This window comes from Rhizobium sp. N122 (genome assembly GCF_002211295.1).
Taxonomy (GTDB): Bacteria; Pseudomonadota; Alphaproteobacteria; order Rhizobiales; family Rhizobiaceae; genus Rhizobium.
Window position 1 is genome coordinate 155,885 of record NZ_LOKU01000006.1, and the last position, 23,797, is coordinate 179,681.

General features: G+C 61.2%; 21 protein-coding genes and 1 pseudogene. 11 read left to right on the top strand and 11 right to left on the bottom strand.

The genetic code is table 11. The features are described 5' to 3' along the window. Positions 1 to 1,806, top strand: a complete 1,806-nt coding sequence (gene atzF, locus ATY75_RS06485; protein WP_088936894.1) for an allophanate hydrolase — start codon at positions 1 to 3, stop codon at positions 1,804 to 1,806. Between the two features lie 110 nt (positions 1,807 to 1,916). On the opposite strand, the gene ATY75_RS06490 is transcribed toward atzF, so the two are convergent. From ATY75_RS06490 to ATY75_RS06500, 3 genes are read right to left on the bottom strand one after another with little or no spacing between them, the layout of a single operon-like run. Further along, positions 1,917 to 2,312, bottom strand: a complete 396-nt coding sequence (locus ATY75_RS06490; protein WP_088936895.1) for a VOC family protein — start codon at positions 2,310 to 2,312, stop codon at positions 1,917 to 1,919. Between the two features lie 17 nt (positions 2,313 to 2,329). Beyond that, positions 2,330 to 3,424 carry a Gfo/Idh/MocA family oxidoreductase gene (locus tag ATY75_RS06495; RefSeq protein WP_088936896.1) on the bottom strand — a complete coding sequence of 365 codons (1,095 nt, stop codon included), beginning with the start codon at positions 3,422 to 3,424 and terminating at the stop codon, positions 2,330 to 2,332. A gap of 10 nt (positions 3,425 to 3,434) precedes the next feature. After that, positions 3,435 to 4,445 carry a Gfo/Idh/MocA family oxidoreductase gene (locus ATY75_RS06500; protein WP_088936897.1) on the bottom strand — a complete coding sequence of 337 codons (1,011 nt, stop codon included), beginning with the start codon at positions 4,443 to 4,445 and terminating at the stop codon, positions 3,435 to 3,437. Positions 4,446 to 4,808: 363 nt separating this feature from the next. On the opposite strand from ATY75_RS06500, the gene ATY75_RS06505 reads away from it, so the two are divergent. Beyond that, positions 4,809 to 5,969, top strand: a complete 1,161-nt coding sequence (locus ATY75_RS06505) for a fumarylacetoacetate hydrolase family protein (protein ID WP_088936898.1) — start codon at positions 4,809 to 4,811, stop codon at positions 5,967 to 5,969. Positions 5,970 to 6,031: 62 nt separating this feature from the next. On the opposite strand, the gene scpA is transcribed toward ATY75_RS06505, so the two are convergent. Then, on the bottom strand, positions 6,032 to 8,170 hold the full coding sequence (scpA, locus tag ATY75_RS06510) for a methylmalonyl-CoA mutase (RefSeq protein ID WP_088936899.1): 2,139 nt from the start codon (positions 8,168 to 8,170) through the stop codon (positions 6,032 to 6,034). A gap of 97 nt (positions 8,171 to 8,267) precedes the next feature. Between scpA and ATY75_RS06515 the strand changes: the two genes are divergently transcribed. Then, on the top strand, positions 8,268 to 9,626 hold the full coding sequence (locus ATY75_RS06515; RefSeq protein ID WP_088936900.1) for an LLM class flavin-dependent oxidoreductase: 1,359 nt from the start codon (positions 8,268 to 8,270) through the stop codon (positions 9,624 to 9,626). 1 nt (position 9,627) lies between these two features. Here ATY75_RS06515 and ATY75_RS06520 read toward each other — a convergent pair whose 3' ends face one another. The 5 genes from ATY75_RS06520 to ATY75_RS06540 form a co-directional block, all read right to left on the bottom strand. After that, entirely contained in the window at positions 9,628 to 10,281 is a 654-nt protein-coding gene (locus ATY75_RS06520) for a methionine ABC transporter permease (RefSeq protein WP_088936901.1), read from the bottom strand. After that, positions 10,262 to 11,344: a methionine ABC transporter ATP-binding protein gene (locus ATY75_RS06525; protein WP_088936902.1), complete on the bottom strand. Its 1,083-nt coding sequence runs from the start codon at positions 11,342 to 11,344 to the stop codon at positions 10,262 to 10,264. The genes ATY75_RS06520 and ATY75_RS06525 overlap by 20 nt, the downstream gene beginning before the upstream one ends. A gap of 88 nt (positions 11,345 to 11,432) precedes the next feature. Continuing rightward, complete coding sequence (locus ATY75_RS06530) at positions 11,433 to 12,272, bottom strand: MetQ/NlpA family lipoprotein (RefSeq protein WP_088936903.1); 840 nt, start codon at positions 12,270 to 12,272, stop codon at positions 11,433 to 11,435. Positions 12,273 to 12,518: 246 nt separating this feature from the next. Further along, positions 12,519 to 13,079, bottom strand: a complete 561-nt coding sequence (gene msuE / locus ATY75_RS06535) for an FMN reductase (RefSeq protein WP_088936904.1) — start codon at positions 13,077 to 13,079, stop codon at positions 12,519 to 12,521. A gap of 151 nt (positions 13,080 to 13,230) precedes the next feature. Continuing rightward, entirely contained in the window at positions 13,231 to 14,433 is a 1,203-nt protein-coding gene (locus ATY75_RS06540; protein ID WP_088936905.1) for an MFS transporter, read from the bottom strand. Between the two features lie 356 nt (positions 14,434 to 14,789). Here ATY75_RS06540 and ATY75_RS06545 point away from each other — a divergent pair, with 356 nt between their 5' ends. The 6 genes from ATY75_RS06545 to repC all read left to right on the top strand — a co-directional run bounded on the left by ATY75_RS06545 (position 14,790) and on the right by repC (position 21,606). Further along, positions 14,790 to 15,248 (top strand): helix-turn-helix transcriptional regulator, encoded by a 459-nt coding sequence (locus ATY75_RS06545; protein WP_088936906.1) that lies wholly within the window; start codon positions 14,790 to 14,792, stop codon positions 15,246 to 15,248. Positions 15,249 to 15,275: 27 nt separating this feature from the next. Then, entirely contained in the window at positions 15,276 to 17,240 is a 1,965-nt protein-coding gene (locus ATY75_RS06550; RefSeq protein WP_088936907.1) for an SARP family transcriptional regulator, read from the top strand. A 108-nt stretch (positions 17,241 to 17,348) separates the two neighbouring features. After that, positions 17,349 to 17,588, top strand: a complete 240-nt coding sequence (locus ATY75_RS06555) for a hypothetical protein (protein ID WP_064842252.1) — start codon at positions 17,349 to 17,351, stop codon at positions 17,586 to 17,588. Between the two features lie 266 nt (positions 17,589 to 17,854). Further along, entirely contained in the window at positions 17,855 to 19,069 is a 1,215-nt protein-coding gene (repA, locus tag ATY75_RS06560; protein ID WP_088936908.1) for a plasmid partitioning protein RepA, read from the top strand. A gap of 42 nt (positions 19,070 to 19,111) precedes the next feature. Continuing rightward, positions 19,112 to 20,164: a plasmid partitioning protein RepB gene (gene repB, locus ATY75_RS06565; RefSeq protein ID WP_064842257.1), complete on the top strand. Its 1,053-nt coding sequence runs from the start codon at positions 19,112 to 19,114 to the stop codon at positions 20,162 to 20,164. Positions 20,165 to 20,313: 149 nt separating this feature from the next. Then, entirely contained in the window at positions 20,314 to 21,606 is a 1,293-nt protein-coding gene (gene repC / locus ATY75_RS06570; protein WP_088936909.1) for a plasmid replication protein RepC, read from the top strand. Positions 21,607 to 21,739: 133 nt separating this feature from the next. Here repC and ATY75_RS35005 read toward each other — a convergent pair. After that, positions 21,740 to 21,990 (bottom strand): annotated as a pseudogene (locus ATY75_RS35005) (integrase); the annotation flags it as partial. Between the two features lie 129 nt (positions 21,991 to 22,119). Between ATY75_RS35005 and ATY75_RS06580 the strand changes: the two are divergent. Together ATY75_RS06580 and ATY75_RS06585 are read left to right on the top strand one after the other, a co-directional pair. After that, complete coding sequence (locus ATY75_RS06580) at positions 22,120 to 22,647, top strand: hypothetical protein (RefSeq protein ID WP_088936910.1); 528 nt, start codon at positions 22,120 to 22,122, stop codon at positions 22,645 to 22,647. A gap of 327 nt (positions 22,648 to 22,974) precedes the next feature. After that, the gene (locus ATY75_RS06585) at positions 22,975 to 23,541 is read left to right on the top strand and encodes a sugar transferase (protein WP_088936911.1); all 567 of its coding nucleotides are present in this window, start codon (positions 22,975 to 22,977) and stop codon (positions 23,539 to 23,541) included. 5 nt (positions 23,542 to 23,546) lie between these two features. Here ATY75_RS06585 and ATY75_RS34885 read toward each other — a convergent pair. Next, on the bottom strand, positions 23,547 to 23,797 hold a 251-nt coding region (locus ATY75_RS34885; RefSeq protein ID WP_210199549.1), incomplete at its 5' end, for a hypothetical protein.

Here is a 23,797-nt window from a genome sequence, read left to right on the forward strand (position 1 = left end):
ATGCTGCCGACCATCCTCGATCTCTCAAGCCTTCGCGCGGCCTATCGCTCCGGCCTGACGCCGCTCGACATCATCGAAGAGGTGATTGCCCGCCGGGCCGCTTCGAAAGATCCGGCAATATTCATTAGCCCGGTGCCGGATGAAGAGTTACGCTCTGCCGTCAACGCTCTGATGGCGCGCGCGCCTGAAGCAAACAGCCTGCCCCTCTGGGGCGTGCCTTTCGCGGTAAAGGACAATATCGATGCCGCCGGCCTGCCGACGACTGCCGCATGCCCGGCCTATGAGTATCGGCCGGAGTTCGATTCCACCGTTGTTGCAAGGTTGAAGGCAGCCGGGGCCATCATCATAGGCAAGACCAATCTCGACCAGTTCGCCACCGGCCTCAATGGCACGCGCTCGCCTTATGGGGCGCCACGTTCGGTCTTCGATGCGGCCTATATATCCGGCGGCTCGAGCTCGGGATCAGCGGTTACGGTTGCCTCCGGCCTCGCTGCCTTCGCACTCGGCACGGATACGGCAGGCTCCGGCCGCGTGCCGGCGGCGCTCAACAACCTGGTCGGCATCAAGCCGACGCCGGGGCTTCTCTCGAATACCGGCGCCATTCCGGCCTGCAGGAGTGTCGACTGCATCACGATCTTCGCGTCGACCGTCGGCGACGGCATTGCGATCCGCAAGGTTGCCGAGGGGTTTGACGCCGCCGATCCTTTCTCGCGTCGAGCCAAGCCGGCGAAGTTGCCGGTGTCGGGGTTGCGCATCGGCGTCCTGACCGGCGCGGAACGGGAATTCTTCGGCGACAAGGAGGTGGAGGCGCTTTACGACCAGGCGATCGAGCGGGCCAGAGCGCTCGGCGCGACCATCGTGGCTTTCGACTACGCACCCTTCCGCGAGGCCGCCGCCCTCCTTTACGACGGGCCGTGGGTCGCCGAACGCCTGGCGGCGGTCGAGGACTTCCTCGCCACGAATGCGGCCGATTTCGACCCGACGGTGCGGAGGATTATCGAGGGCGCCAGGGGCAAATCAGCGGTCGACGCCTTCAATGGCCGATATCGGCTGGAAGAACTGCGCCGAAAAACCGAGGCCGAATGGGAAAAGGCAGACGTGCTTCTGCTGCCGACCGCGCCGACCACTTATACGGTCGCAGACATGCTGGCCGATCCCGTTGTGCTCAACGGCCGTCTCGGCCGCTACACCAATTTTGTCAACCTGCTCGATTGCGCGGCGATTGCCGTTCCGGCCGGCTTCGGAAAGAGTGGCTTGCCGGGCGGCATTACCGTGATCGCGCCTGCTTTCACCGACGATGCGCTGGCGCCGCTTGCCGATGCGCTGCATCGCGCCGCCACCGCCGGCATGGGCATCGACCGGCAGGCGGCAATTCCTGAGGCAAGCCGCGTTGCGGCCGTCGATGACGGCTTCGTCGAGATTGTCGTCGTCGGCGCGCATTTGACCGGCATGCCGCTCAATCATGAATTGACCGGCGTCGGCGCCCGGTTGGTCAAGACCTGCAACACATCAGGCGAATACTGTCTCTTCGTGCTGCCGGACACGGTGCCGCCGAAACCAGGCCTCATCCGCGAACCTGGCCACAAGGGCGCCGGCCTGGAGGTTGAGGTCTGGGCACTGCCGGCCGATGCCTTCGGGCGCTTTGTCCAAAAGATCCCGGCGCCGCTCGGCATCGGAAAGGTGGCGCTTGACGACGGCACGAGTGTTTCCGGTTTTCTCTGCGAGGCACATGCGGTGAACGGCGCCGAAGACATCACCTCGCTCGGCGGCTGGCGGAGCTATATCAGCGCCAGATTGGCGAGCTGAGCGTGAGGAGAGAAAAATGGCGACGATGTTCAAACAGCTGGTTGCGCTTCTCCTGACGGGGCTGATCGCGCGAACCAGGGCGATCGGCAGACCCGGCCAGCGCTGAGGGCTTACCGCTTCTCTGCAAGCTCGATCTGAATACCGTCGGGATCGCGCAGAAAGGCGACCTTGTGCAGCACCTCGGTGTTAACAGCCAGGCGCGGCCGTTCCTTGATTTCGACACCGGCCTTTTCCAGCCGGGCGAAGGTCTCGTCGACGCTGTCGAACAGGAAGGTCAGATGACGCAGGCCGGCCGTACCCTCCGGTACATCCGCCGCCCTTGCCGCACCGCCCGCCGGCGCGACGATTTCGAGCATGCCGCCGCCGGCATCGAGAAAGGCGATCTCCCCGCCGTCGGCCATGAGCTTGCGCAGATGCACGCGCAGGCCGAGCAGACCGCAGTAGAAATCGACCGTGCGGTTCATGTCGCTGACCGTCATGCCGACATGCTCGAAGGATTTCAGCATGGAGCGCCCTCCCTCGTTCAGCCCGCAGACGAGCCCCGTTCTTCTTCCGGAAGCCAGGACCGGTAGAGTGGATGATCGGCGGCGATCGGCATCGGCGTCGGCCGGCCGGTGCGCTGCGAGAAATAGGCTGAGGTCACCAGCTCCAGCGAATTGCGGGCGTCCTGCAGCGTCACCGGCGGCTCCTTGCCCTCGACGATCGCCTTGTGGAAGAGCTCGAACTGACGGGTGTAGCCATCCTCGCCGGGTATATAGGCTGCAAGCGCCGCGTCGATTTTCGCCTGATGCTCCTCGGTTCCCGCGGTGAAGACCCACGGATCGCGGCCCATCGTATAGGGCTCGAGGATGCTTTCGGCGACGAGATCGCTGAAGCAGAAGCGCAGACGGGAAATCTCCTTGCGCGAGCCGAGTGTCATCGACAGCGTCGCCAGCGAGCCGTTGTGCATCTTCACCGAAAGAGCCGCCGTATCCTCGACCTGGATCGGATTGACCAGCGTCGCACCATAGGAAAACACCTCGGCGCAGGGGCCATGCACATAATTCAGCATGTCATGGGCGTGGATCGCGTGGCCGAGAAGGCCGCCGCCGAGTTCTGTCGCCCATTTGCCGCGCCATGGCACGGCGTAATAATCCGGGCCGCGCCACCAATGGGTCTCGATCGTCGTCAGGAACGGCTTGCCGGCCAAGCCGCTTTCGATCAGCAGCTTGAGTTTCTGCAGGCCGGAACCGTAGCGATACTGGAAGATCGGCATCAGCTTCCTGCCGGGGAAGCGGGCGAGAATGCGGCCCATTTCGTCGACCTCGGCGATCGAGCCGAAGAGCGGCTTCTCGCAGATCACATGCTTGCCGGATTCGATGCCCTTGCGGCAAAGCTCGAAATGCGAGCTTGGCGGCGTCGAGATGTCGATGATGTCGAGGTCGTCGCGGGCAAACAGCGAATCCACATCCTGGGTATATTCGCCAATGCCGTATTCCTCGCACAGCGCCCTGCCGCGCTCCTCATCGAGCGAGCAGAGCACGGGGACGTCGAAGAGATCCTTGTTCCAGCCGAAACCGGCCAGATGCCGCGCGGCAATGCCTGCGCCGATGACGCCGACGCGTAGTTTCCTGGTCATGATATCCTCCTCAGCGAGCGCCGATGCGCGCGGCTTTCGACTGGGCTTCGAGCGAAAGGCGGCAGACTTCGAAAACGTGATCCTGGGTCATCGCCGTCTGCGTGCGGCTGCCGACATCGGCGGTGAAAGCGTCGAAATAATCGAGTTTTTCGCCGCTGCAATCGATATGGGTCATCTCCTTGCCGTTGACGAGAAAGAGGTGATCCTTGCCCGGCCGGCCGGCAATGTCGATGTATTTGCGCAGCTCGATATAGCCTTCGGTGCCGAGGATGGTGAGGCGACCGTCGCCCCAGGTCGGCAACGCCTCCGGCGTGAACCAGTCGACCCTGATATAGCCCGCCGCTCCGCCGGAGCGCAGCAGCACTTCGCCGAAATCCTCGAAGGCGGGTTTGTCGGGCATGCCGAAATTGCCGATCGAGCTGGCGATGACCTCGCCCGATGTGGAGCCGGTATAGAACAGGAACTGGTCGACCTGATGCGAGGCGATGTCGACGATGATGCCGCCGAAGGCTTCGGGATCGAAGAACCAGTCCGGCCTGGTCGGCAGCTGGAGGCGATGCGGGCCGACGCCGAGCGTCTGGATCACCTTGCCGATCGCGCCCTCGGCGACGAGCTTGCCGGCCTTGACGGCGGAGCGCACGCAGTGGCGCTCGGAAAAGCAGATCGAGAAGATCTTGCCGGTCTCGGCGACAGTACGCCTGACCTCCTCAAGCTGGGCGAAGGTCGTGACCCCCGGCTTGTCGGTCATCACGTCCTTGCCCGCTTTCATCGCGCGGATGGCAAGCCCGGCGCGGTCGCGCGGGATCGCGGCAATGCAGATGACGTCGATCGACGGATCGTCGAAAAGCTTCTCCCGGTCGATCTGCGGCGCGTCGGGATAGGTCTTTTCGAAGGCTTCGCGCAATGCCGGCACCGAGGTCTGCGGGCAATAGCCGACGAATTCGCCGCCTGCGGCCAGCAATCCCTTCACGTGATCGAACGTATGCCCATGGTCGATTCCGACGACGGCAAATCTCAACATCGCTGCAATATCCTCCCGGGATTTTTGAGTGCCGACTGAAAGCCGGCATCCTTCATATCGGGCAAAACAGATAACGAAACTTGCCTCCTGTCAAGGTGAGACAGAGGTTGAAAGTGCGCGTCTATATATGTAAACATCTGAAATTAAACAGATATTTTGTATCTAAATAGTTATTTACCGAGTTCTGACGCCTTCTTGCCAACACGCCGCTCATTCGATCCGATTGGACGAAAGTCTTTTTCTCCAGCATCTCTTGCCCCGTATGCGCGAATGTGGTCGATTTCAGCCGCTGCCCGTTTGGGGCGGCACCATCTCGGAAATTTTCAAAGCACACGCCCCGCTTGCCTGTGACGGAGGATCACCATGACTCATCCCCTTCTCGATGCCGCTGCATCGGCTGGTCTTTTTGTCGGCCGCGTCTGGAGCCCCGAGGCTGCGGGCCCGAGCATCGTAACGCTTCGCGAGGGGATGCTGGTCGACATTACCTCGCGCGACGCGCCGACACTGAGTGCCCTGCTCGAGCGAGAGGATGCCGCCGGGTTTGTCCGCGCTGCAAGCGGCAAGGCGATCGGCTCGCTGGAAGAGATCGCCGCCAACAGCACCGGAGCGCCGCATGAAACGCGCGCCTATCTGCTGGCGCCTGCCGACCTGCAGGCGGTCAAGGCCTGCGGCGTCACTTTCGCCCAATCGATGATCGAACGGGTCATCGAGGAAAAGGCGGCCGGCAATCCGGAGCGCGCCGCCTCTATCCGTGAGCGCGTCAGCACGCTGATTGGCGGCAGCCTCACCAATCTCAAGGCCGGTTCGCCGGAGGCGGCCAAGGTCAAGCAAGCGCTGATCGACGAGGGCATGTGGTCGCAATATCTCGAAGTCGGCATCGGCCCCGATGCGGAAGTCTTCACCAAGGCGCCGGTGCTGTCCTCCGTTGGCTGGGGCGCGGATGTCGGCCTGCATCCGATCTCGACCTGGAACAATCCCGAACCGGAAATCGTGCTCGCGGTCAACAGCCGCGGCGAGATCAAGGGTGCGACGCTCGGTAACGACGTCAACCTGCGTGACGTCGAGGGCCGCTCGGCGCTGTTGCTCGGCAAAGCCAAGGACAACAACGCCTCCTGCGCGATCGGCCCGTTCATCCGCCTGTTCGACGCCGGCTACGGGCTGGATGATGTGCGCAGGGCCGAACTCGACCTGAAGGTCACCGGCGAGGACGGTTTCGTGCTCAACGGCAAGAGCTCGATGTCCCAGATCAGCCGCGATCCGGCCGATCTGGTCAAACAGACACTGGGGGCCCATCATCAGTATCCCGACGGGTTCATGCTCTTTCTCGGCACGCTGTTTGCGCCGACGCAGGACCGCGATGCGCCGAAGCAGGGATTTACCCACAAGATCGGCGATGTCGTCGAGATTTCCTCGGCTGGCCTCGGCGCCCTCGTCAACACCGTGCGCCTCTCCACCGAATGCCCGCCCTGGTCTTTCGGCATTTCGGCGCTGATGCACAATCTGGCGAAGCGCGGGCTGCTCTAACCTTTTGATTTTTCGTATTTCCGGCGGAAAACCGCTTTTGCACCTTTCCTGAAGTGCTTAAGCTACTGATTCCGCCGCCTGCCCTCCAGCAGGTCGAGGACGGAGTTTGCCGCCTCGAGGACGTTGGTGCCTGGGCCGAACACGGCGGCAACGCCGTGTTCGTGCAGGAACTCATAGTCCTGCCGCGGGATGACGCCGCCGCAGACGACGATGATATCTTCACCGCCCTGCGCTCTCAGCCTGTCGATCAACTGCGGCAGCAGTGTCCTGTGGCCTGCCGCTAAGGACGAGACGCCGACGACATTGACCTTTTCGCCAAGCGCCATCTCAACGGCCTCGTCAGGCGTCTGAAACAGCGGGCCGGCGAGCACATCGAAGCCGATATCGCCGAAGGCCGAGGCGATCACCTTGGCGCCGCGGTCGTGCCCGTCCTGGCCGAGCTTGGCGACCATGATTTTCGGCCGGCGGCCCATCGTTTCCGTGACCCACGTCATACGCCCCTTGAGGACGGCAAGTTCCGGCTCGTCACTATAGGCCTCGCCGTAGACACCCGTGATGACCTCGGGTGTTGCGGCATGGTCGCCGAAGGCAGCGCGCATGGCGTCCGATATTTCGCCGACGGTGGCCCGGGCTCGCGCCGCCTCTATGGCGGCTTCGAGCAGGTTGCCGCGGCCGCTACGCGCGGTCTCCGCAAGAGCGGTCAGCGTTTCGCGCACGCCGTTGCCGTCGCGGCGGCGCTTGGTTTCCTCGATGCGTTTGATCTGTGCGGCGCGCACCGCGCTGTTGTCGATCTCCAGAATGTCGATCGGCTGTTCATTGTCGAGCCTGTAGCGGTTGACGCCGACGATGACCTCTTCGCCCTTGTCGACGGCGGCCTGGCGGCGCGCGGCCGCTTCTTCGATCAGCCGCTTCGGCAGGCCCTCGTTGACGGCTTTCGTCATGCCGCCAAGGGCCTCGACCTCCTCGATCAGCGCCCAGACCTTGTCGGCAAGCTCCTGCGTCAGGCTCTCGACGTAGTAGGAGCCGGCAAGCGGATCGACCACCTTGGTCACACCGGTCTCGTGGCTCAGGATCAGCTGGGTGTTGCGGGCGATGCGGGCGGAAAACTCCGTCGGCAGCGCGATCGCCTCGTCGAAGGAATTGGTGTGCAGCGACTGCGTGCCGCCGAGCACGGCCGACATCGCCTCGAAGGCGGTGCGGATGATGTTGTTATAGGGGTCCTGCTCCTGCAGCGAGACGCCGGAGGTCTGGCAATGGGTGCGCAGCATCAGCGAGGATGCCTTCTTCGGCTCGAACTCCTCCATAATCCGGGTCCAGAGCAGCCGTGCGGCGCGCAGTTTCGCCGCCTCCATGAAGAAGTTCATTCCGATCGCGAAGAAAAAGGAGAGCCTTCCGGCGAACTCGTCGACATTGAGGCCCTTGGCGATCGCCGCCCTGACATATTCGCGGCCGTCGGCCAGGGTGAAGGCGAGTTCCTGCACCAGCGTCGCGCCGGCCTCCTGCATGTGATAGCCGGAGATCGAGATCGAGTTGAATTTCGGCATCTCCCTTGCGGTATATTCGATGATGTCGGCAACGATCCGCATCGAGGGTTCGGGCGGATAGATATAGGTGTTGCGGACCATGAACTCCTTGAGGATGTCGTTCTGGATGGTGCCCGACAGGTCGGATCTCGAAACACCCTGTTCCTCACCGGCGACGATGAAGGAGGCGAGGATCGGGATGACGGCGCCGTTCATGGTCATCGACACCGACATGTCGCCGAGCGGAATGCCGTCGAACAGGATTTTCATGTCCTCGACACTGTCGATGGCCACACCCGCCTTGCCGACATCGCCTTCGACGCGGGGATGGTCGCTGTCATAACCGCGGTGGGTGGCCAGATCGAAGGCAACGGACAGGCCCTTCTGGCCGGCGGCCAAATTCTTCCGGTAAAAGGCGTTCGACGCTTCCGCCGTCGAGAAGCCGGCATATTGGCGGATCGTCCACGGCCGGCCGGCATACATGGTCGCCCGTGGTCCGCGGGTGAAGGGTGAAAAACCCGGCAGCGAGCCGAGGTGGGTGGCGCCCTCAAGATCCTCTGCCGTGTAGAGCGGCTTGACGGCGATACCCTCAGGCGTCTGCCAGGTCAGCGTCTCGGGTGATGCGCGCAATTCCTTTTGCGCAAGCTCCGCCCAATCCGGCAATGTCTTCTTCGTCATGCGATTCCTCCGGCTTTTTCGTCGGCAGCCTACCATTTCACAGGATCGCCGTGCGATACAAATCCTTGATTTTTATTCCCGGCTGAGGAGCCGTCCCATGAAGACAATGCAGATCTATGCCTTCGACATGAATTGCGTCGGGCACATCAACCACGGCCTATGGACGCATCCGCGCGATCAATCGATGCGCTATACCGATCTCGACTACTGGACGGAGTTCGCCAGGACAGCCGAGCAAGGCAAGCTCGACGGCATCTTCCTGGCCGATATCGTCGGCGTCTATGACGTCTATAAGGATAGCCCTGCGCCGGTGATAGAGACGGCGGCGCAGATCCCGGTCAACGACCCGCTGATCCCGATTTCGGCGATGGCCTATGTCACGAAACATCTGGGTTTTGGCGTCACCGTCAACACCACCTACGAGCCACCCTTCCTGTTGGCGCGACGCATGTCGACGCTCGATCACCTGACAAAGGGGCGGATCGGCTGGAACATCGTCACCGGTTATCTCGACAGCGCCGCCCGCAACATGGGCTTCGACAGGCTGCCGGAGCATGATGCGCGTTACGACGCGGCCGAGGACTATCTCGAGATCCTCTACAAGCTCTGGGAGGGCAGCTGGGACGACGATGCGGTTTTTCGCGACAAAGCGGGCGGCATCTATGCCGATCCCTCCAAAGTGCGGGCCGTCCATCATGACGGCAAATATTACCGGATGGAGGGCATTCACCTTTGCGAGCCCTCGCCGCAGCGCACGCCCCTGCTCTTCCAAGCCGGCGCTTCGGCCCGCGGCCAGGACTTTGCCGCCCGCCACGCCGAATGTGTCTTCATCGCCAGCCCCGACCCCGGGGCGGCCCGGCCGACTGTCGACGCGCTTCGGGCGAAGGCGGAGAGGTTCGGCCGCGGCGGAGCCGCATTGAAGATCCTGAACCTGATCAGCGTTGTCGTCGGGCGGACGGAGAGGCAAGCACAGGACAGGCTGGAGGAGTATCGCCGCCATGCGAGCGTCGAGGCTTCGCTTGCGCATTACTCCGCCTCCATCGGCATCGACCTGGCGAAATACCGGTTGGATGACGTCATCGACCAGAACTCGACCAACGCCAATCAATCAGCGCTTGCCGCAATCACCAAGCACGCGGCAAAACCGGTGACGAAGCGGGAGATCGTCGACCAGATGGTGCTCGGCAGCCGGATGAAGCCGATGGTGGGCTCGCCGGAACAGATCGCCGACCGTCTCGCGACATGGATCGAAGAAGGCCGGATCGACGGCTTCAACCTCGCGCGGACGGTGGCGCCGGAGAGCTTGCGCGATTTCGTCGAATTGGTGGTGCCGGTGCTGCAGGAGCGCGGCCTCTTCAAGGCGGACTATGCCGAAGGACCGTTACGGCAGAAGCTTTTCGGCGGCGGAACCGGCAGATTGCCCGCCGCTCATCCCGCCGCCAGGTTCCGGCGCTGACCTATCTCCGGTCCAGCCTGGCGACGAGCCGGTCGCCAAACCATTGGATGCCGCAGACGAGGACGATGAGGACGGCCACCACCGCGATCATCACGCTGGTTTCGAAACGCTGATAGCCATAGCGGATGGCGAGGTCGCCGAGGCCGCCGGCACCGATCGCGCCGGCCATCGCCGAGGCGCCGATCAACGTCACCAGCGTGACGGTGAAACCGGCGACGATGCCGGACAGCGCTTCGGGCACCAGCACCTCGCGGATGATCGTCCAGCGGTTGCCGCCCATGGCGCGCACGGCATCGATCAGCCCGCGGTCGACTTCGCGCAGCGACACTTCGGCGATGCGGGCATAATAGGGCGTCGCTGCGATGGCGAGCGGCACGATGGCCGCCCAGGTGCCGAGCGCCGTGCCGACGATCAGCCGCGTCAGCGGGATCAGCGCCACCAGCAGGATGATGAAGGGCACCGAGCGGAAGCCGTTGACAACAGCGCCGAGCACACGGTTGATCCAGAGATTTTCAGCGATGCCGCCGCGTGCCGTGGCGACAAGGGCAAGACCGAGCGGCAGGCCGGCGACGAGGGAGATCACGCCGGAGGCGACGGTCATCAGAACCGTCTCCCAAAGCGAGCGGATCAGCAGTTCAAGCATGATCGGTGTCATAGCCAAGCACCTCCACCCGGGCGGACCGGGCCGTCAGAAATTGTTCGACCTTTCCGGCAAGCGCGGGGTCGCGTGCGGGAACGGCGATGAAGAACCGCGCAACCGGCTGGTTCTGGATATGGTCGATGCCGCCATGGACGAGGCGGAAGGAATGTGGCAGCGCCGCCGAGAGTTCGGCAAACAGCGCGCCTTGCGCTTCAGGCCCGGCCAGATCGACACTGAGGATCGCCTCGCTGCCTGATGTCGCCGACAGCCGGCCGGCGATATGATCGGGAAGCAGCGGGCGGATGCCGCCGAGCAGACTCCTTGTGATCGTTTCCTGCGGATCGGCAAAGACCGACCAGACCTGGCCCTCCTCGACGATCCGCCCGGCATCGATGACCGCGACGCGATCGGCGATGCCGCGTACCACTTCCATCTCGTGGGTGATCAGCAGAATGGTCAGGCCGAGCTTGCGGTTGATGTCCTTCAGCAATGCCAGGATCGACCGGGTCGTCTCAGGGTCGAGCGCCGAGGTCGCCTCGTCGGACAGGAGCAGCGCCGGGCGCGCCGCAAGCGCGCGGGCGATGCCGACGCGCTGCTTCTGGCCGCCGGAAAGCGATGCGGGATAGGCTTTCGCCTTATCGGCAAGGCCGACGAGCTCGAGCAGTTCATGCGCCCGCTTCAGGCGCTCGGCCTTGGCAACGCCCTCGATCTTCAGCGGCAGCGCGACATTGTCTTCGACTGATTTGGCCGACAGCAGGTTGAAGTGCTGGAAGATCATGCCGATGCGTCGGCGCAGCGGCTGCAACTGCTGTTCGGCAAGCGCCGTGATATCGCGGCCTTCGATCAGGATCTCGCCGCTGTCGGCGCGCTCCAGTCCGTTCAGGCAGCGGATCAGTGTTGATTTACCGGCGCCGCTGCGGCCGATGATGCCGAGAATCTCGCCTCTCCTCACGGTCAGCGAAATACCGTCGAGCGCGGGCGTGGTTCCGAACCGCCGCTTCACATTGGTCAGTCTCACCACCTCTTCGGCCACCGTCCCTTGCGGCTGTACCGCTGTGGTGGAAACAAAGGAATTCATGTGTTTTTCCTTACAAATGCCGAAGGCGGCCCGAGCAAAAACGCCCGGACCGCCTCTCGGCAGGCCTTAACCCCGGCCCTGTTTCGGATCAATAGGCGCTGAGACCCGTCCCCTTGTAGACCTTGTCGAACTCGGCCTTGACGGTGTCGTTCTGATAGGAAGAGACGAGCGTCTTGACCCAATCGGCATCCTTGTTGTCGTCCTTGACGGCGATGAAGTTGCGATACGGATTGTCGGCGATCGGCTCCTGGGCAATGCGTTCGGCCGGAGAAAGACCGCTCTTCAGCGCCCAGTCGGTGTTGACGACACCGGCATCGAGATCGTCGATCGAACGGCCGACAATGCCTGCGTCGAGTTCCTTGATTTCGATCTTCTTCGGATTGTCGGTGACGTCGGCGACGGTTGCGAGAATGCCGGTGCCGTCCTTCAGCTTGATCAGGCCTTCGTTCTGGAGAACGCGTAGCGCCCGACCTTCGTTCGAGGGATCGTTCGGCACGCCGATGACGGCGCCTTCCGGAATCTCCGCGACGGATTTGTATTTCTTGGTGTAGAGGCCGATCGGCCAGACACCGGTGTAACCGACGCGAGTGATGTGGTAGCCGTGCTGCTTGATCTGGTTGTCGAGATAGGGCTGGTGCTGGAAAGCGTTGGCGTCAACTTCGCCGCGCTCCAGCGCTTCATTCGGCTGTGTATAATCGTTGAAGATGATCGTTTCGATCTTGAGGCCTTTCTTGGCCGCCTCGCTTGCGACCACGCGCCAGATGTCCTCCTCCTCGCCGGCCATAATGCCGACCTTGATCGACTTGTCCTCGGCAAAGGAAGGAGTAGGTGCTGCAAAGGCAAAGAGTGTGACAGCGGAAACGGCGACGGCGGCAAGAGCTGCGCGGCGCGAAAGGTGGAAGCCGTGAAGATTTTTGTTCTTGGTCATTGTTATATCCCGTCTGACTAAATGAGGCCAAGCGCGCCCCGAGCAGGCGGATATTGGCAAATGCATGGATCAGGAGCGACGAAGGAAAGTTTGATGTGGAGGAAGGGTTGGGAAAACTCTTGCCCAGCCGTCGATATTGACAGGATAAATTTCTACCAAATTTATGGATTAATTGCAGCTTGTAAGCATATTCTAAAAATGAAGACGGCGCCTCGAAGGCGCCGTTTCAAGCCTGTGCGGTACCTTTTACTCGGCAGCAATAAGAGCCCGATTGCGGCCGGGGAAGAAGGCCGAAAGCTCGCCGATAACCTCCTCGATCCGCTTCGAAAGCGGTTCGGATGATACGCGGTAGTCGGTGAAGTCGCGATCGGCCGCGTAAACGGCCGTCGGCAGCGTGTGCGACATGAAGAAGCCGAAGAGCGGGCGCAGCTGATGCTCGACCATCAGCGCATGCCGGTCGCCGCCGCCTGTCGCGGTGATGATGATCGGCTTGGCGCGCAGCTCATGCGGGTCGATCAGGTCGATCAGATGTTTGAACAGGCCGGGATAGCTGCCCTTATAGGTCGGCGCGCCGATGACCAGCAGATCGGCATTGACGATATCGTCAATGACTTCCCTGGCGCGGCTGTCGAGATCGCCGCGGCGCAGCGCCTGCCCAAGCGAGGGGCCGACATCGGTCAGGTCGTAGAGGGTGTTGTCGAAGCCGTATTTCTCGCCGGCAAGGCCGGCAATGTTTTCAACCAGCGTGAAGGTCTTCGAGGGTCGGTTGAAGCTACCCGCCAGGCCGACCAGTTTGTAAGCAGACATGCCATTTCCTTCCAATATCGTACCGCGACCGAATATTGGATAGATATTATCTATAAAAATAGTGGATTAAAGAGATGCCTATCTCTCTTCACCATGAGGAGGAGAAAAATTCATTCGCCTGAAGGGGGCGCATCATGCGGACGATATCGCCTCAGGCTGCTCTTGGGTTCGGGATGCGCGGCAGGAAGATTGTCAGCAGGCCGAGTAGCGGCAGGTAGGAGCAGATGCGGTAGACGAAGTCGATGCCGTGGGTATCGGCGAAACTGCCGAGCAGCGCCGCACCAAGCCCCCCTGCCCCGAAGGCAAAACCGAAAAAGACGCCGGCAATCAGCCCGACGCGTCCGGGCACCAGCTCCTGTGCGAAGACGACGATTGCCGAAAAGGCCGAAGCGAAGACCAGGCCGATGACGACGCTGAGCACGCCCGTCCAGAACAGGTTCGCATAAGGCAGTAGAAGCGCGAAAGGAATGACGCCGAGAATCGAGAACCAGATGACGAAACGGGCGCCGAAGCGATCGCCGATCGGCCCGCCGAGGAACGTGCCGACGGCGACCGAGCCGAGAAAGAGGAAGAGCATCAATTGTGCCTGCTGGACGCTCAGTGCAAACTTGTCGATGACATAGAAGGTGAAATAGCTCGACACGCTGGCCATGTAGACATTTTTCGTCGCCGTCAGCAGCACGAGGATCAGCAGCGCCCAGACGACTCTGTTCTGCGGCAGCGGCAGAGCCCGGCTCACCGCCGGCCTGCTGGCGTTCTGGCGACGATGGCCGATATACCAGTTGCCGACCCAGCTCAGCACGACCATGCCGACCATGGCGATGGCGGCAAACCAGGACACGCTGTGCTGGCCGAGCGGCAGCACGATGAAGGCGGCGAGCAGCGGGCCGATCGCCTGGCCGGCATTGCCGCCGACCTGGAAAAACGACTGCGCGAAACCGTGGCGGCCGCCGGAGGCAAGACGGGCGACGCGCGAGGATTCCGGATGGAAGACCGCCGAGCCGAATCCGATCAGGCTGGCGGCGACGAGCAGCAGGGCGAAGCTGCCGGCATTGCCGAGCAGGATGAGGCCGCAAAAGGTGCTCGCCATGCCGACCGGCAGCGAATAGGGCATCGGCCAGCGGTCGGTGACGATGCCGACCAGCGGCTGCAGCAGTGATGCCGTGACCTGGAACGTCATGGTGAGGAGGCCGATCTGGACGAAATTGAGATCGTAGTTCGCCTTGAATAGCGGATAGAGCGAGGCGAGCAGCGACTGCATGATGTCGTTCAGCATGTGGCAGAAGCTGACCGCCACCAGGATGGACATTGTTGTCTTTTCGAAACGGGGCGCGCGCTCGGCAACGGTTGCCATGGACATTTCTCCTGGACGGCCCGGATGGTTGCCGTGCCGCGTCGCTTTGTTCGATGGATTTCGGGCGATCGGGGCTGGGGAAGATGATCAAGCGGCGGTCGCGTATGTGCATTTAGCGTAAGGCGGGAGCCAATTACAGCCCAGTTCCATCCGGATCGGTACGGCTTTTGTTCGATTTGCCCTTTTGCCGCTAAATTTTGCTTCGCTTCATCTCTTGCCGGACAAGGGTTTTCCTACCACACTCGGTTGCGATCAGCATATATATAGTATGCGATGTGAAAACAAACATGGAAAACCGAGGCGGGGAATACTACAGCTGCGCTGATTGAAAATGCGATCGAGGCTGAAAAAACGCGATGAATGTCAAGACACCGAATGCAATAGACGGCTATGTCGGAGCGCGCATTAGAATGCGCCGGCAGTTGCTCGGGATGAGCCAGGAACGGCTTGCCGAGCAGATCGGCGTGACCTTTCAGCAGGTTCAGAAATACGAGAAGGGCATCAATCGAATCGGCGCGAGCCGTCTGCAGCGAATCGCCGACGTGCTTCACACGTCGCCGAGCTTCTTCTTCGAGCAGGAAAATTCCGAGCCGTTGACGTTGCAAGGTCTGGATCTGCCCGCAAATACCGATCCGGTCGCCGAATTCCTGCGAACGAAAGAGGGTTTGGTACTCAACCGCGCCTTTCTGAAGATCGCCGACCGGAATATCCGTGAAACGATCATCCAGTTGGTGAAGGCGATGGCGCAGGCGGAAAGCGGCGGTGTAACATTGGGTGTCCCTGTCGCGGATATCGCCCTTCCGCTCGGAGAATAGTCAGGCATACCGGCAGGCACTATCCGCATGAAGCTCAGGCTCGAGTCATTTGGCGAGTTGCGACTGATCGACCCGGCAGGGCGACCGGCGGCGTTCCCGGAAAAAGGCCTGCTGGCGATTTGTTATCTGCTGGATCGTGATCTGCGGGACGGGGCCGGGAGCGAATATCCGCGCTCGGCGCTGGCGCGGTTCTTGTGGGACAGCCATGACAATTCTGACATCATGGCCAACCTGCGTAAGACGATATCGCGCATTCAGACGCGTCAGACCGAGCTCGGCGCCGAGCTTCTGGCCTTCACGGCGACCGGTGTGCGGGTCAGGCCGGATGCCTTTTCTGGAGATCTCTTCGAATTTGCCAACCCCGAAGGCGAAGGCACCCTTGGAAAGCTGCAGCGGCTGGTTGCCATCCTTCGCCAGGATTTCCTGGCTGGGCTCAGCGACCAAAGCGCCAGTACGCGGCAATGGATCGCCGGCCAGCGCGACCGGCACATGGCAGTCCTGGTGGATGCGCTGAAGACGGCGCTGCCGATGGCGCGGTCGCAGGAGGATGTGAGCCTGATCAAGGAGGCGGCGCTCAGGATTTTTCGCGAGGCACCGGATGACGAAAATATTCGTCGTATCCTCCTCGAGGCTTATGAGTCCGAAGGACAGCTGGAGAAAGCCCGCCGGCTTTTCGAGACGAGCAGACATGAGCTGGAAAGCGCATTCGATATCGGCCTTGACGTCCAGGCGCTGGGAGAGGTCCGCAAGATTTTTGCCGGCGGTCAACCGCCACAGAGCTTTGCGGTGCCGCTCACCGACGGCGGCGTCCGGGTTCCTGGTCCCCTACCCCGTGGGCCCCTGCCCCGTCTGGTGCTGCTGCCGCCGGGCGGGACAGATGCGATCGGTGCCTTGCCGATGCTTTCCGAGGCGCTGATCGAGGACGTGACCATCGGCCTTTGCGCGCTGAATACGGTTTCGGTGGTGGCGCCCCATACGGCCGCCCGCATCGCAGGCAATGCCGACAAGGCGGAACTGATCCAGCGCCATTCGATTTCATATGTTCTCGACACGAGGCTTTCCAATAGCGCGGGCGTCCCTGCGCTCTTTGTCCAACTGATCCATGCCGACAGCGATGAGGTCATCTGGGCCGAGCGTTTCAGCCTCGAGAAATACGAATTGATAAGCCACCGGCGCGACATCGCGCGGCAGATTGCCAGAGAGCTTGCCGGCCAGGTCCGCCGGCATGAAACCATGCGCGATTCCTTCGAGGGTAATTCAGCCGCCTATCACAGCTACCTTCTCGGTCTGCGGGATGTGAAGCGGCTCGCCCTCCCCGACGTGCGCCGCTCCCGAAAGGCTTTCCGTGAGGCGCTTCAACACAGCGCACATTTCGCCCCCGCTCTCAGCGGATTGTCGCGCACGTTTCTCGTCGAGTGGCTGCTGACGGCACGCGGCGACAGTCAATTGCTTGGGCTTGCGGAGGACTATGCGAACCGGGCGATCGTCGCCGATCCTTCGTTTGCGGCCGGCTTTCGTGAACTCGGCGTTGCCAAGCTCTATCTCGGCGACCTTGATGAAAGCGTCCTGGCATTGAAGCTCGCGGAAGAGCTGAGCCCGCATTATGCCGACGGCATTGCGAGTTATGCCGATACGCTCGTCCATGCGTCGCGCCCTGCCGATGCACTGGCCAAGATCGAGCGAGCCATTTCGCTCAACCCGCTGAGCCCGACCGACTATCTATGGACGGCGGCGGGGGCGAATTTCGCCCTCGGCCATTATGCCGAGGCGCTGGAGCAGATCTCCATAATGGACGATCGCACACCGGCCGACCGGCTTTCGGCTGCCTGCTGGGCCATGCTCGGCGATGCGAAAAACGCGCGTATCTATATGCGCAAGGTGCGCGCGATCTATCCGGATTTCGATGTCGATAAATGGCTTTCGGTCGTCCCCTTCAAGGAGCAATGGCAGAAGGAACAGTATCGCGAAGCGTTGCGCAGGGCCGGCTTCTGACGTTTGGAAGATCCTGTCACGCCTGTGTCACGCGCGCCTTTCGTTCAAGAGGATTAAACTGTTTCTCTGCCGGCACCCGCCGGCAAGGGAAGCCGGAGAATTCTTAAGATGCAAGACGCAGCCGAAGCAACGATCGCGCCGAAAAGTGACGAAGAACTCAAGGAGCTGGTATCGCTCGCCAGGCTCGTTGCCTATGCTCGTGAGAATGCCAGAGACCTGAACGCCGAATTCTCTGCCTATTGCCTGGACCTTGCGCTCGGCGCCCTGCTGCAGGATCTCGACAGAAGCGGCGTATCCCTTTCCCCCGAAAGCGGCCAGGACAGTAGTCTGCTCGGCACACGGCACTGAAGATCTCGGAGCGCGGCGCGCATCGATATATCGATTCCTGCTTATTGCGATCGGCTATGATGCCTATGCCGTCTCGATTCGGCCCGTCGGACGCGATTGCTGCGGGGAGCCCGCCACCGGCGGTGCATCCCCAAGCCTTTGAAAAAGATTGGACAACCCAGCGGTAGGGTATTGTTAACCCTATTTGCCTTGCCACCCCTCCAGAATCGGCGCTAAATGCGGTTTCAAAGCTCGCAGGGCTTTTAAATCGCATTTTCGAGATTTCCATGAATATGGCACCGCAGATAGAAAAAGCAATTTCCGATGTAGACCAGTTGATCATTGGTCAGGCGCAGGAGCTATCCGATAAGCTGAAGCAGCATCGACTCGAAATGTTTCCGCCGCGCGCGCTGAAGGGCCTCAGGGAATTTCAGCTGGCTGAAGCGGCGCGTTTTCTCGGCGTGACCAGCGGCTATCTGCGCAATCTGTCGCTGGAAGGCAAGGGCGCCCTTCCGCAGGTCACGCCGTCGGGCCGCCGGTCCTATACGGCCGAGCAGATGGAAGAGATGCGCACCTTCCTGGAGCACAATGCCCGCGCCGGAACGCATTATATGCGTCACCGCCAAGGTGGCGAACATCTCCAGGTCGTTGCCGTCGTCAACTTCAAGGGCGGCAGCGGCAAGACCACAAGTGCCGCGCATCTTGCCCAGCACCTTGCCCTGACCGGCCATCGTGTGCTTGCCGTCGACCTCGACCCGCAGGCGTCTCTCTCCGCTATCCACGGCTTTCAGCCAGAATTCGACGTCAACGAGAACGAGACGCTCTACGCCGCCATTCGCTATGACGATCAGCGGAGGCCGCTCCGAGAGATCATCCGGCCAACGAATTTCCCGAACCTGCATCTGGTGCCGGGCAATCTCGAGCTGATGGAATTCGAGCATGATACGCCGCGCGTGCTTGCTCAGGGCAAGGCGGGCGACTATGGGCGCGTCTTCTTTGCGCGGCTGGACGAGGCGCTGTCCTCTGTCGCCGAGGACTACGATGTCGTCGTCATCGACTGCCCTCCCCAGCTTGGCTTTTTGACGATGAGCGCCATTTGCGGCGCAACGGCGGTTCTGATCACCGTGCATCCTCAGATGCTCGATGTCATGTCGATGTGCCAGTTTCTGCAGATGCTCGGCGAAGTGCTGAATACGCTGAAAGGCGCCGGCGGCAACATGAACCTCGACTGGCTGCGTTATCTGGTCACTCGCTATGACCCGCAGGACGGGCCGCAGACGCAGATGGTCGCCTTCATGCGTTCGATGTTCAAAAACCATGTGCTGACCAATCCGATGTTGCGCAGCGTCGCGATCTCGGATGCGGCAATGACCAACCAGACGCTTTACGAGGTCGAGCGGAGCCAGTTCACCCGCGCGACCTATGACCGCGCCATGGAGGCGATGGATGCCGTCAACAATGAGATCGGCGATCTCATTCACAAGGCCTGGGGGCGGAAATGACCGAGAAGTTTACTGCGGTAAACCGGGGCGAGGAGCTGGCTGATGGCGCGTAAGAATCTCCTCTCGGGCCTGATGGACGATTCCAAGAAGTTTACTGCGGTAAACAATGAGGACGAGCCGCACCAAAGGGACGAGAAACAGCAGATCACCTATAAAGGGATCGGCGCTCTTGGAGCCGTCACGCGCAGTATCGATGCGCTGGCCGCCAAGGCAGATGCGGCCAAAGCGATCGAGGAGAAGCTGGCGACCGGCGAGACGGTGATTGATCTCGACCCCGCGCTGATCGAAGATTCGTTCGTCACGGACCGGCTGGCGCATGCCGACGAACAGTTTCGCGAATTGGTCGAGGCCATCCGGCTGCGCGGTCAGGATTCGCCAATCCTCGTCCGCCCGCATCCGGAGAAGGATGGCCGGTATCAGATCGCCTTCGGCCATCGTCGCGCCCGCGCCGCCAAAGAACTCGGCAGGCCTGTCCGCGCCGTCGTCAAGAAACTTGACGATCGCGACCATGTCATCGCGCAGGGCCAGGAGAATTCGGCGCGCGCCGATCTCTCTTTCATCGAGAGGACGATGTTCGCCGACAAGCTCGACACGTTGGGTTTCGATAGGGAAACGATCATGTCGGCGCTCAGCGCCGACAAGACGACGGTTTCCAAGATGCTGTCCGTCACCAAGCGGATTCCAGCGGAAGTCCTGGCCGCCATTGGTGCGGCAAAGACCACCGGCCGTGACCGCTGGCACGACCTGTCGGTAAAATTCGAGACCGAAAACATCTCTGCCCAGGCGATCGAGTTCAGCAGGTCGGCGGAATTCGAGACGGCGGAGCCGGATGCCCGCTTCGATATGCTGGTTGCCTTCATCAATAGGCGGCAGCAACCGGCGGCATCGATCGCAGCGCCTCAGCTCGCGGCCCACGCCTGGCAGCGCAAGGACGGAGCGGTCAAGGCGAAGATCAAGGATGACGGGAAACAGTTCACCATCGCGCTGAAGGCTGAGAAGGCATCTGCCTTTGGAGCCTATATCGCCAGCAATCTGGATCGTCTCTACGAGGCGTTCGAGAAGACACAGGATTTGACAAAGAACGGAGATCAATAAGCAAAAGAAAAGGCCCCCGAACGTTGCCGTCGCGGAAGCCCTCTCTGATCTAGACACCCAGAGAATCACATTTCCGCGAATCATAGTCAAGAGTCTTTGGCACCGAATTTGGTGAGCCGCGATCTTTTGCCTTGAAGAAGGCGAAGACAATGGAAAGCGGAAGTGTGACGACGCCCTTCGGGCGGCGGCCGATGACGTTTGGCATGCTGGCAAGCCAGGCGGCGGCTCGGAAAATCGAGCCCGGCCAATCAATTGATAAGTGGAAACTCTATCGTGCGCTGTGCGAGGCCAGGCCGCTGCTTGGCGTCACCGACAGGGCGCTGGCTATTCTGAACGCCTTGCTGAGCTTTTATCCGAAGGGAGAAATCTCTGAAGATAACGGGCTTGTCGTGTTTCCGTCCAATGCACAGCTTTCCCTGCGGGCGCATGGAATGGCAGAGCAGACCATCCGCCGGCACCTGGCGAGCTTGATCGAGGCCGGATTGCTGATCCGTAAGGATAGCCCGAACGGCAAGCGCTACGCCCGCAAGGAGCAGGGTGGGGAGCTGCGTGAAGCATTCGGGTTCTCGCTCGCGCCGTTGCTCGCCCGGGCGGAGGAAATCGAGCGGCTGGCGGCGGAGGTGGTTGCGGAACGATTGCACCTGCAGCGGCTCAGAGAGCGCCTGACGCTTTGCCGACGCGACGTCGCCAAGCTTATCGAGATGGCGTTGGAGGAGGGGGCTGCTGGCGATTGGGATGCGATCCATCTGCATTTTCGCCATGTCGTCGAGCGGTTGCCGAGGTCGCCATCCGCCGGGCAGGTCGCAGCCGCACTCGACGAGCTGGAACTGCTGCGCGAGGAAATCGCCAATCAGTTGGAAATGCAGATTAAAACCCACAATCAAAGCGGCAATGCCCAACATTCTGAGCGGCACATACAGAATTCAAACCCACATTTCATCTCTGAACTTGAACCAAGCTTCGAACCGAAGCAGGGCGCGACGGCGGAGGATCGATCGCCAGGTCGGGCCGAACCGATAGGCCGGATGCAAAAAGATGAAGCGAGGAACGAGCATGTCTCCGGGTCGCGGGTCGCCTCCACCGCCAACGGTGGGCTCAAAGCCTTCCCGCTGGGGTTGGTGCTGCAGGCCTGCCCTGAGATTGCAGCCTATGGGCCCCAGGGCTCGGTCGGCACATGGCGCGAACTGATGGCCGCGGCTGTTGCGGTGCGTTCGATGCTCGGCGTCAGTCCGTCGGCCTATGAAGAGGCCTGTGAGATCATGGGAGCTGAAAACGCTGCCACCGTGATGGCCTGCGTGTTGGAAAGGGCAGGGCATATCAATTCCGCCGGCGGTTATTTGCGCGATCTGACACGCCGCGCCGAGAGAGGTGAATTCGCCATCGGTCCGATGTTGATGGCACTTGCCCGCAGCAATTCTCCGGTGAGAGGGAAGACAGGATGAAGGTTCGCTGGGCAGCCTGCCGGCGCAACATTTATGGTTAACAAAATGTGACGGAAATGAAAGCGGAGATAACTTCTGGTTGGGAGCTTCCTGCTTTTAGATCATGGTGTTAGATGGCTGCGCATGCCGCGAACAGGTCGCCGCGGATACCGCGGCCAGCACCTTCTTGACGAGGCGCGCTACTTCTTGGTCGTTGAGGCCGTCCGGACCAACATCCTTGCCTTGGCCGCGGACGCGGCGGAAGAGGGGCCCCTTTGCAACGGGCGAACTTGATCCAGGTCTCGACCTCGAGCCAGCCAGTCTACCACGCAGCGTGACGAGCAGGCCCTTGTCAAAAATCTCGATACAGCCGCGGCCGCGGTCCAGACCGATGATCTCCGAGCGATGGCAACGGGTGTTTTGCCTGTGAATTTGCGAATAACCGCTCTGCTTCCACCCTGGAAAGACGTGTTGCGTTCGACGCGCGTGTGTTAGGAAGCCCGAACTTAAGATGAGATCCACGGGTGAGGCTCCATGAACGTTGCTCTATACGCGGACTACATTGCCGACCTGAGGATCTTGTTTGCGGAACTCGATAGGCATCGTGAACGATTTCAGACTTTTAACGTTCGCCTGGAGTTAGTGGCGGCGGGCGGCCTCATCGTCTACGAGACGAAACGGCGCAAAGGGCTGACGGACAGCATCTATTACGGCCGCTCGGCTGAAACCTCGTCCAACCATCAGATATCGCAGTCCACGGCTTTTTCCGCAATCGACCGGTTTTTCGCTCTTGGTCAGTTCGTGGCATTGGCCGGCGGGATTGATAACCGCGCCGGAGGCGGTAGCGCCTCTGCGCGCGCAGTGGACGCCCAATACCCCCACTGCGCTGTCAATTTTTCCTACCGCAAGAAGGGCCAACCGGTGGCTCGGTCAATGCTGATGGTGTTTATCGGTTTTAATGATGAGGCGGATGCTTTGCAGAATCTGTCGACGATCGACGATCTTTCTGCCTTGGTGGCGGAGCGGCCGTACCGCTCGTTTAAGTCCTACGAGTGGAAGTGAAAGCGAGATTGTGGATAGTCGCCGTCTGGTATCGAACGGTGAAATCCGCAAATTGCGCTTTCAGTCAGGCTGGGTTCGAAATCATTGCTGCCGGCGCCGCCTTGGCTTGCGGCAGGAGCCAGCCATCACGGATTCGGCTGCCAAATCGACGGATCTCGCATGGCCAATTCTCATGGGCGAGGGCGTGCCGCCAAGCAGATAGAGGCCGGGCAGCCAATATGTCGGGTGAATCACGATGTGTCGCAGTTGACGCGAAAGGCTTTTTAACGATACGGCAAGGGCGACGGCGCAAAGGCGAAACCGCCGGTAAGCATAGAAGAGCGAAGCATGGGTTTGAAACGGACGGTGGATGTTTTTCTGGCTTTGATAGCGTCCGCGATCCTGCTCGTCCCAATCCTCATCGTCGCTCTTTGCGTCCGCCTTACCTCGCCGGGACCAATCCTTTATTGGTCAAAACGTGTCGGCCGTTTCAACCAGATCTTCCTGATGCCGAAATTCCGCAGCATGCGCGTCGACACGCCCACGGTCGCCACGCATCTGCTAGACAATCCGGATCGGTTCTTGACACCCATCGGCTCGTTTCTGCGCAAATCGAGCCTCGACGAACTGCCGCAACTCTGGTGTATTCTGGGGGGCAAGATGAGCTTCGTTGGCCCACGGCCGGCGCTCTACAATCAGGATGATCTGATCGAGTTGCGGACGGCCCACGGCGTCGACAAGCTTCTGCCCGGATTGACGGGTTGGGCGCAGATCAACGGCCGCGACGAGTTGCCTGTTCCGGAGAAGGTGAAATTCGACGTCGAATATCTGAAGCGGCGTTCATTCGGCTTCGACATGCGCATCTTGTTTCTGACCGCGGAGAAGGTAATCCGCCGCAAGGGAATACGGCATTAAACCACCTACTTCTGATGGACAAGCCGGTGCGGAAGACCTTGATTTCCGATTATTTCAGTTGCGCTCGTTGCAGAAAGCGACAAGAAGGTGGTTGTCTGTTGATCTGCGAGACGCTGGTAAGCAATGCCCGAAAATTCTCCCTCTGAGACATCGCGCTCCGGATGGTTGTTGGTGCCGATGCAAGCGCTCGTCGCCCCTTTGCTGGCGATGCCGCGGGTTGCAAAACGCGCTCTGGCTTTACTGGTGGATTCCAGCT

Excerpts from the sequence above, each read along its gene's own strand:
- atzF (WP_088936894.1), top strand. The coding sequence starts at position 1 with ATGCTGCCGACCATCCTCGATCTCTCAAGCCTTCGCGCGGCCTATCGC.
- ATY75_RS06490 (WP_088936895.1), bottom strand. The coding sequence starts at position 2,312 with ATGCTGAAATCCTTCGAGCATGTCGGCATGACGGTCAGCGACATGAAC.
- ATY75_RS06495 (WP_088936896.1), bottom strand. The coding sequence starts at position 3,424 with ATGACCAGGAAACTACGCGTCGGCGTCATCGGCGCAGGCATTGCCGCG.
- ATY75_RS06500 (WP_088936897.1), bottom strand. The coding sequence starts at position 4,445 with ATGTTGAGATTTGCCGTCGTCGGAATCGACCATGGGCATACGTTCGAT.
- ATY75_RS06505 (WP_088936898.1), top strand. The coding sequence starts at position 4,809 with ATGACTCATCCCCTTCTCGATGCCGCTGCATCGGCTGGTCTTTTTGTC.
- scpA (WP_088936899.1), bottom strand. The coding sequence starts at position 8,170 with ATGACGAAGAAGACATTGCCGGATTGGGCGGAGCTTGCGCAAAAGGAA.
- ATY75_RS06515 (WP_088936900.1), top strand. The coding sequence starts at position 8,268 with ATGAAGACAATGCAGATCTATGCCTTCGACATGAATTGCGTCGGGCAC.
- ATY75_RS06520 (WP_088936901.1), bottom strand. The coding sequence starts at position 10,281 with ATGACACCGATCATGCTTGAACTGCTGATCCGCTCGCTTTGGGAGACG.
- ATY75_RS06525 (WP_088936902.1), bottom strand. The coding sequence starts at position 11,344 with ATGAATTCCTTTGTTTCCACCACAGCGGTACAGCCGCAAGGGACGGTG.
- ATY75_RS06530 (WP_088936903.1), bottom strand. The coding sequence starts at position 12,272 with ATGACCAAGAACAAAAATCTTCACGGCTTCCACCTTTCGCGCCGCGCA.
- msuE (WP_088936904.1), bottom strand. The coding sequence starts at position 13,079 with ATGTCTGCTTACAAACTGGTCGGCCTGGCGGGTAGCTTCAACCGACCC.
- ATY75_RS06540 (WP_088936905.1), bottom strand. The coding sequence starts at position 14,433 with ATGGCAACCGTTGCCGAGCGCGCGCCCCGTTTCGAAAAGACAACAATG.
- ATY75_RS06545 (WP_088936906.1), top strand. The coding sequence starts at position 14,790 with ATGAATGTCAAGACACCGAATGCAATAGACGGCTATGTCGGAGCGCGC.
- ATY75_RS06550 (WP_088936907.1), top strand. The coding sequence starts at position 15,276 with ATGAAGCTCAGGCTCGAGTCATTTGGCGAGTTGCGACTGATCGACCCG.
- ATY75_RS06555 (WP_064842252.1), top strand. The coding sequence starts at position 17,349 with ATGCAAGACGCAGCCGAAGCAACGATCGCGCCGAAAAGTGACGAAGAA.
- repA (WP_088936908.1), top strand. The coding sequence starts at position 17,855 with ATGAATATGGCACCGCAGATAGAAAAAGCAATTTCCGATGTAGACCAG.
- repB (WP_064842257.1), top strand. The coding sequence starts at position 19,112 with ATGGCGCGTAAGAATCTCCTCTCGGGCCTGATGGACGATTCCAAGAAG.
- repC (WP_088936909.1), top strand. The coding sequence starts at position 20,314 with ATGGAAAGCGGAAGTGTGACGACGCCCTTCGGGCGGCGGCCGATGACG.
- ATY75_RS06580 (WP_088936910.1), top strand. The coding sequence starts at position 22,120 with ATGAACGTTGCTCTATACGCGGACTACATTGCCGACCTGAGGATCTTG.
- ATY75_RS06585 (WP_088936911.1), top strand. The coding sequence starts at position 22,975 with ATGGGTTTGAAACGGACGGTGGATGTTTTTCTGGCTTTGATAGCGTCC.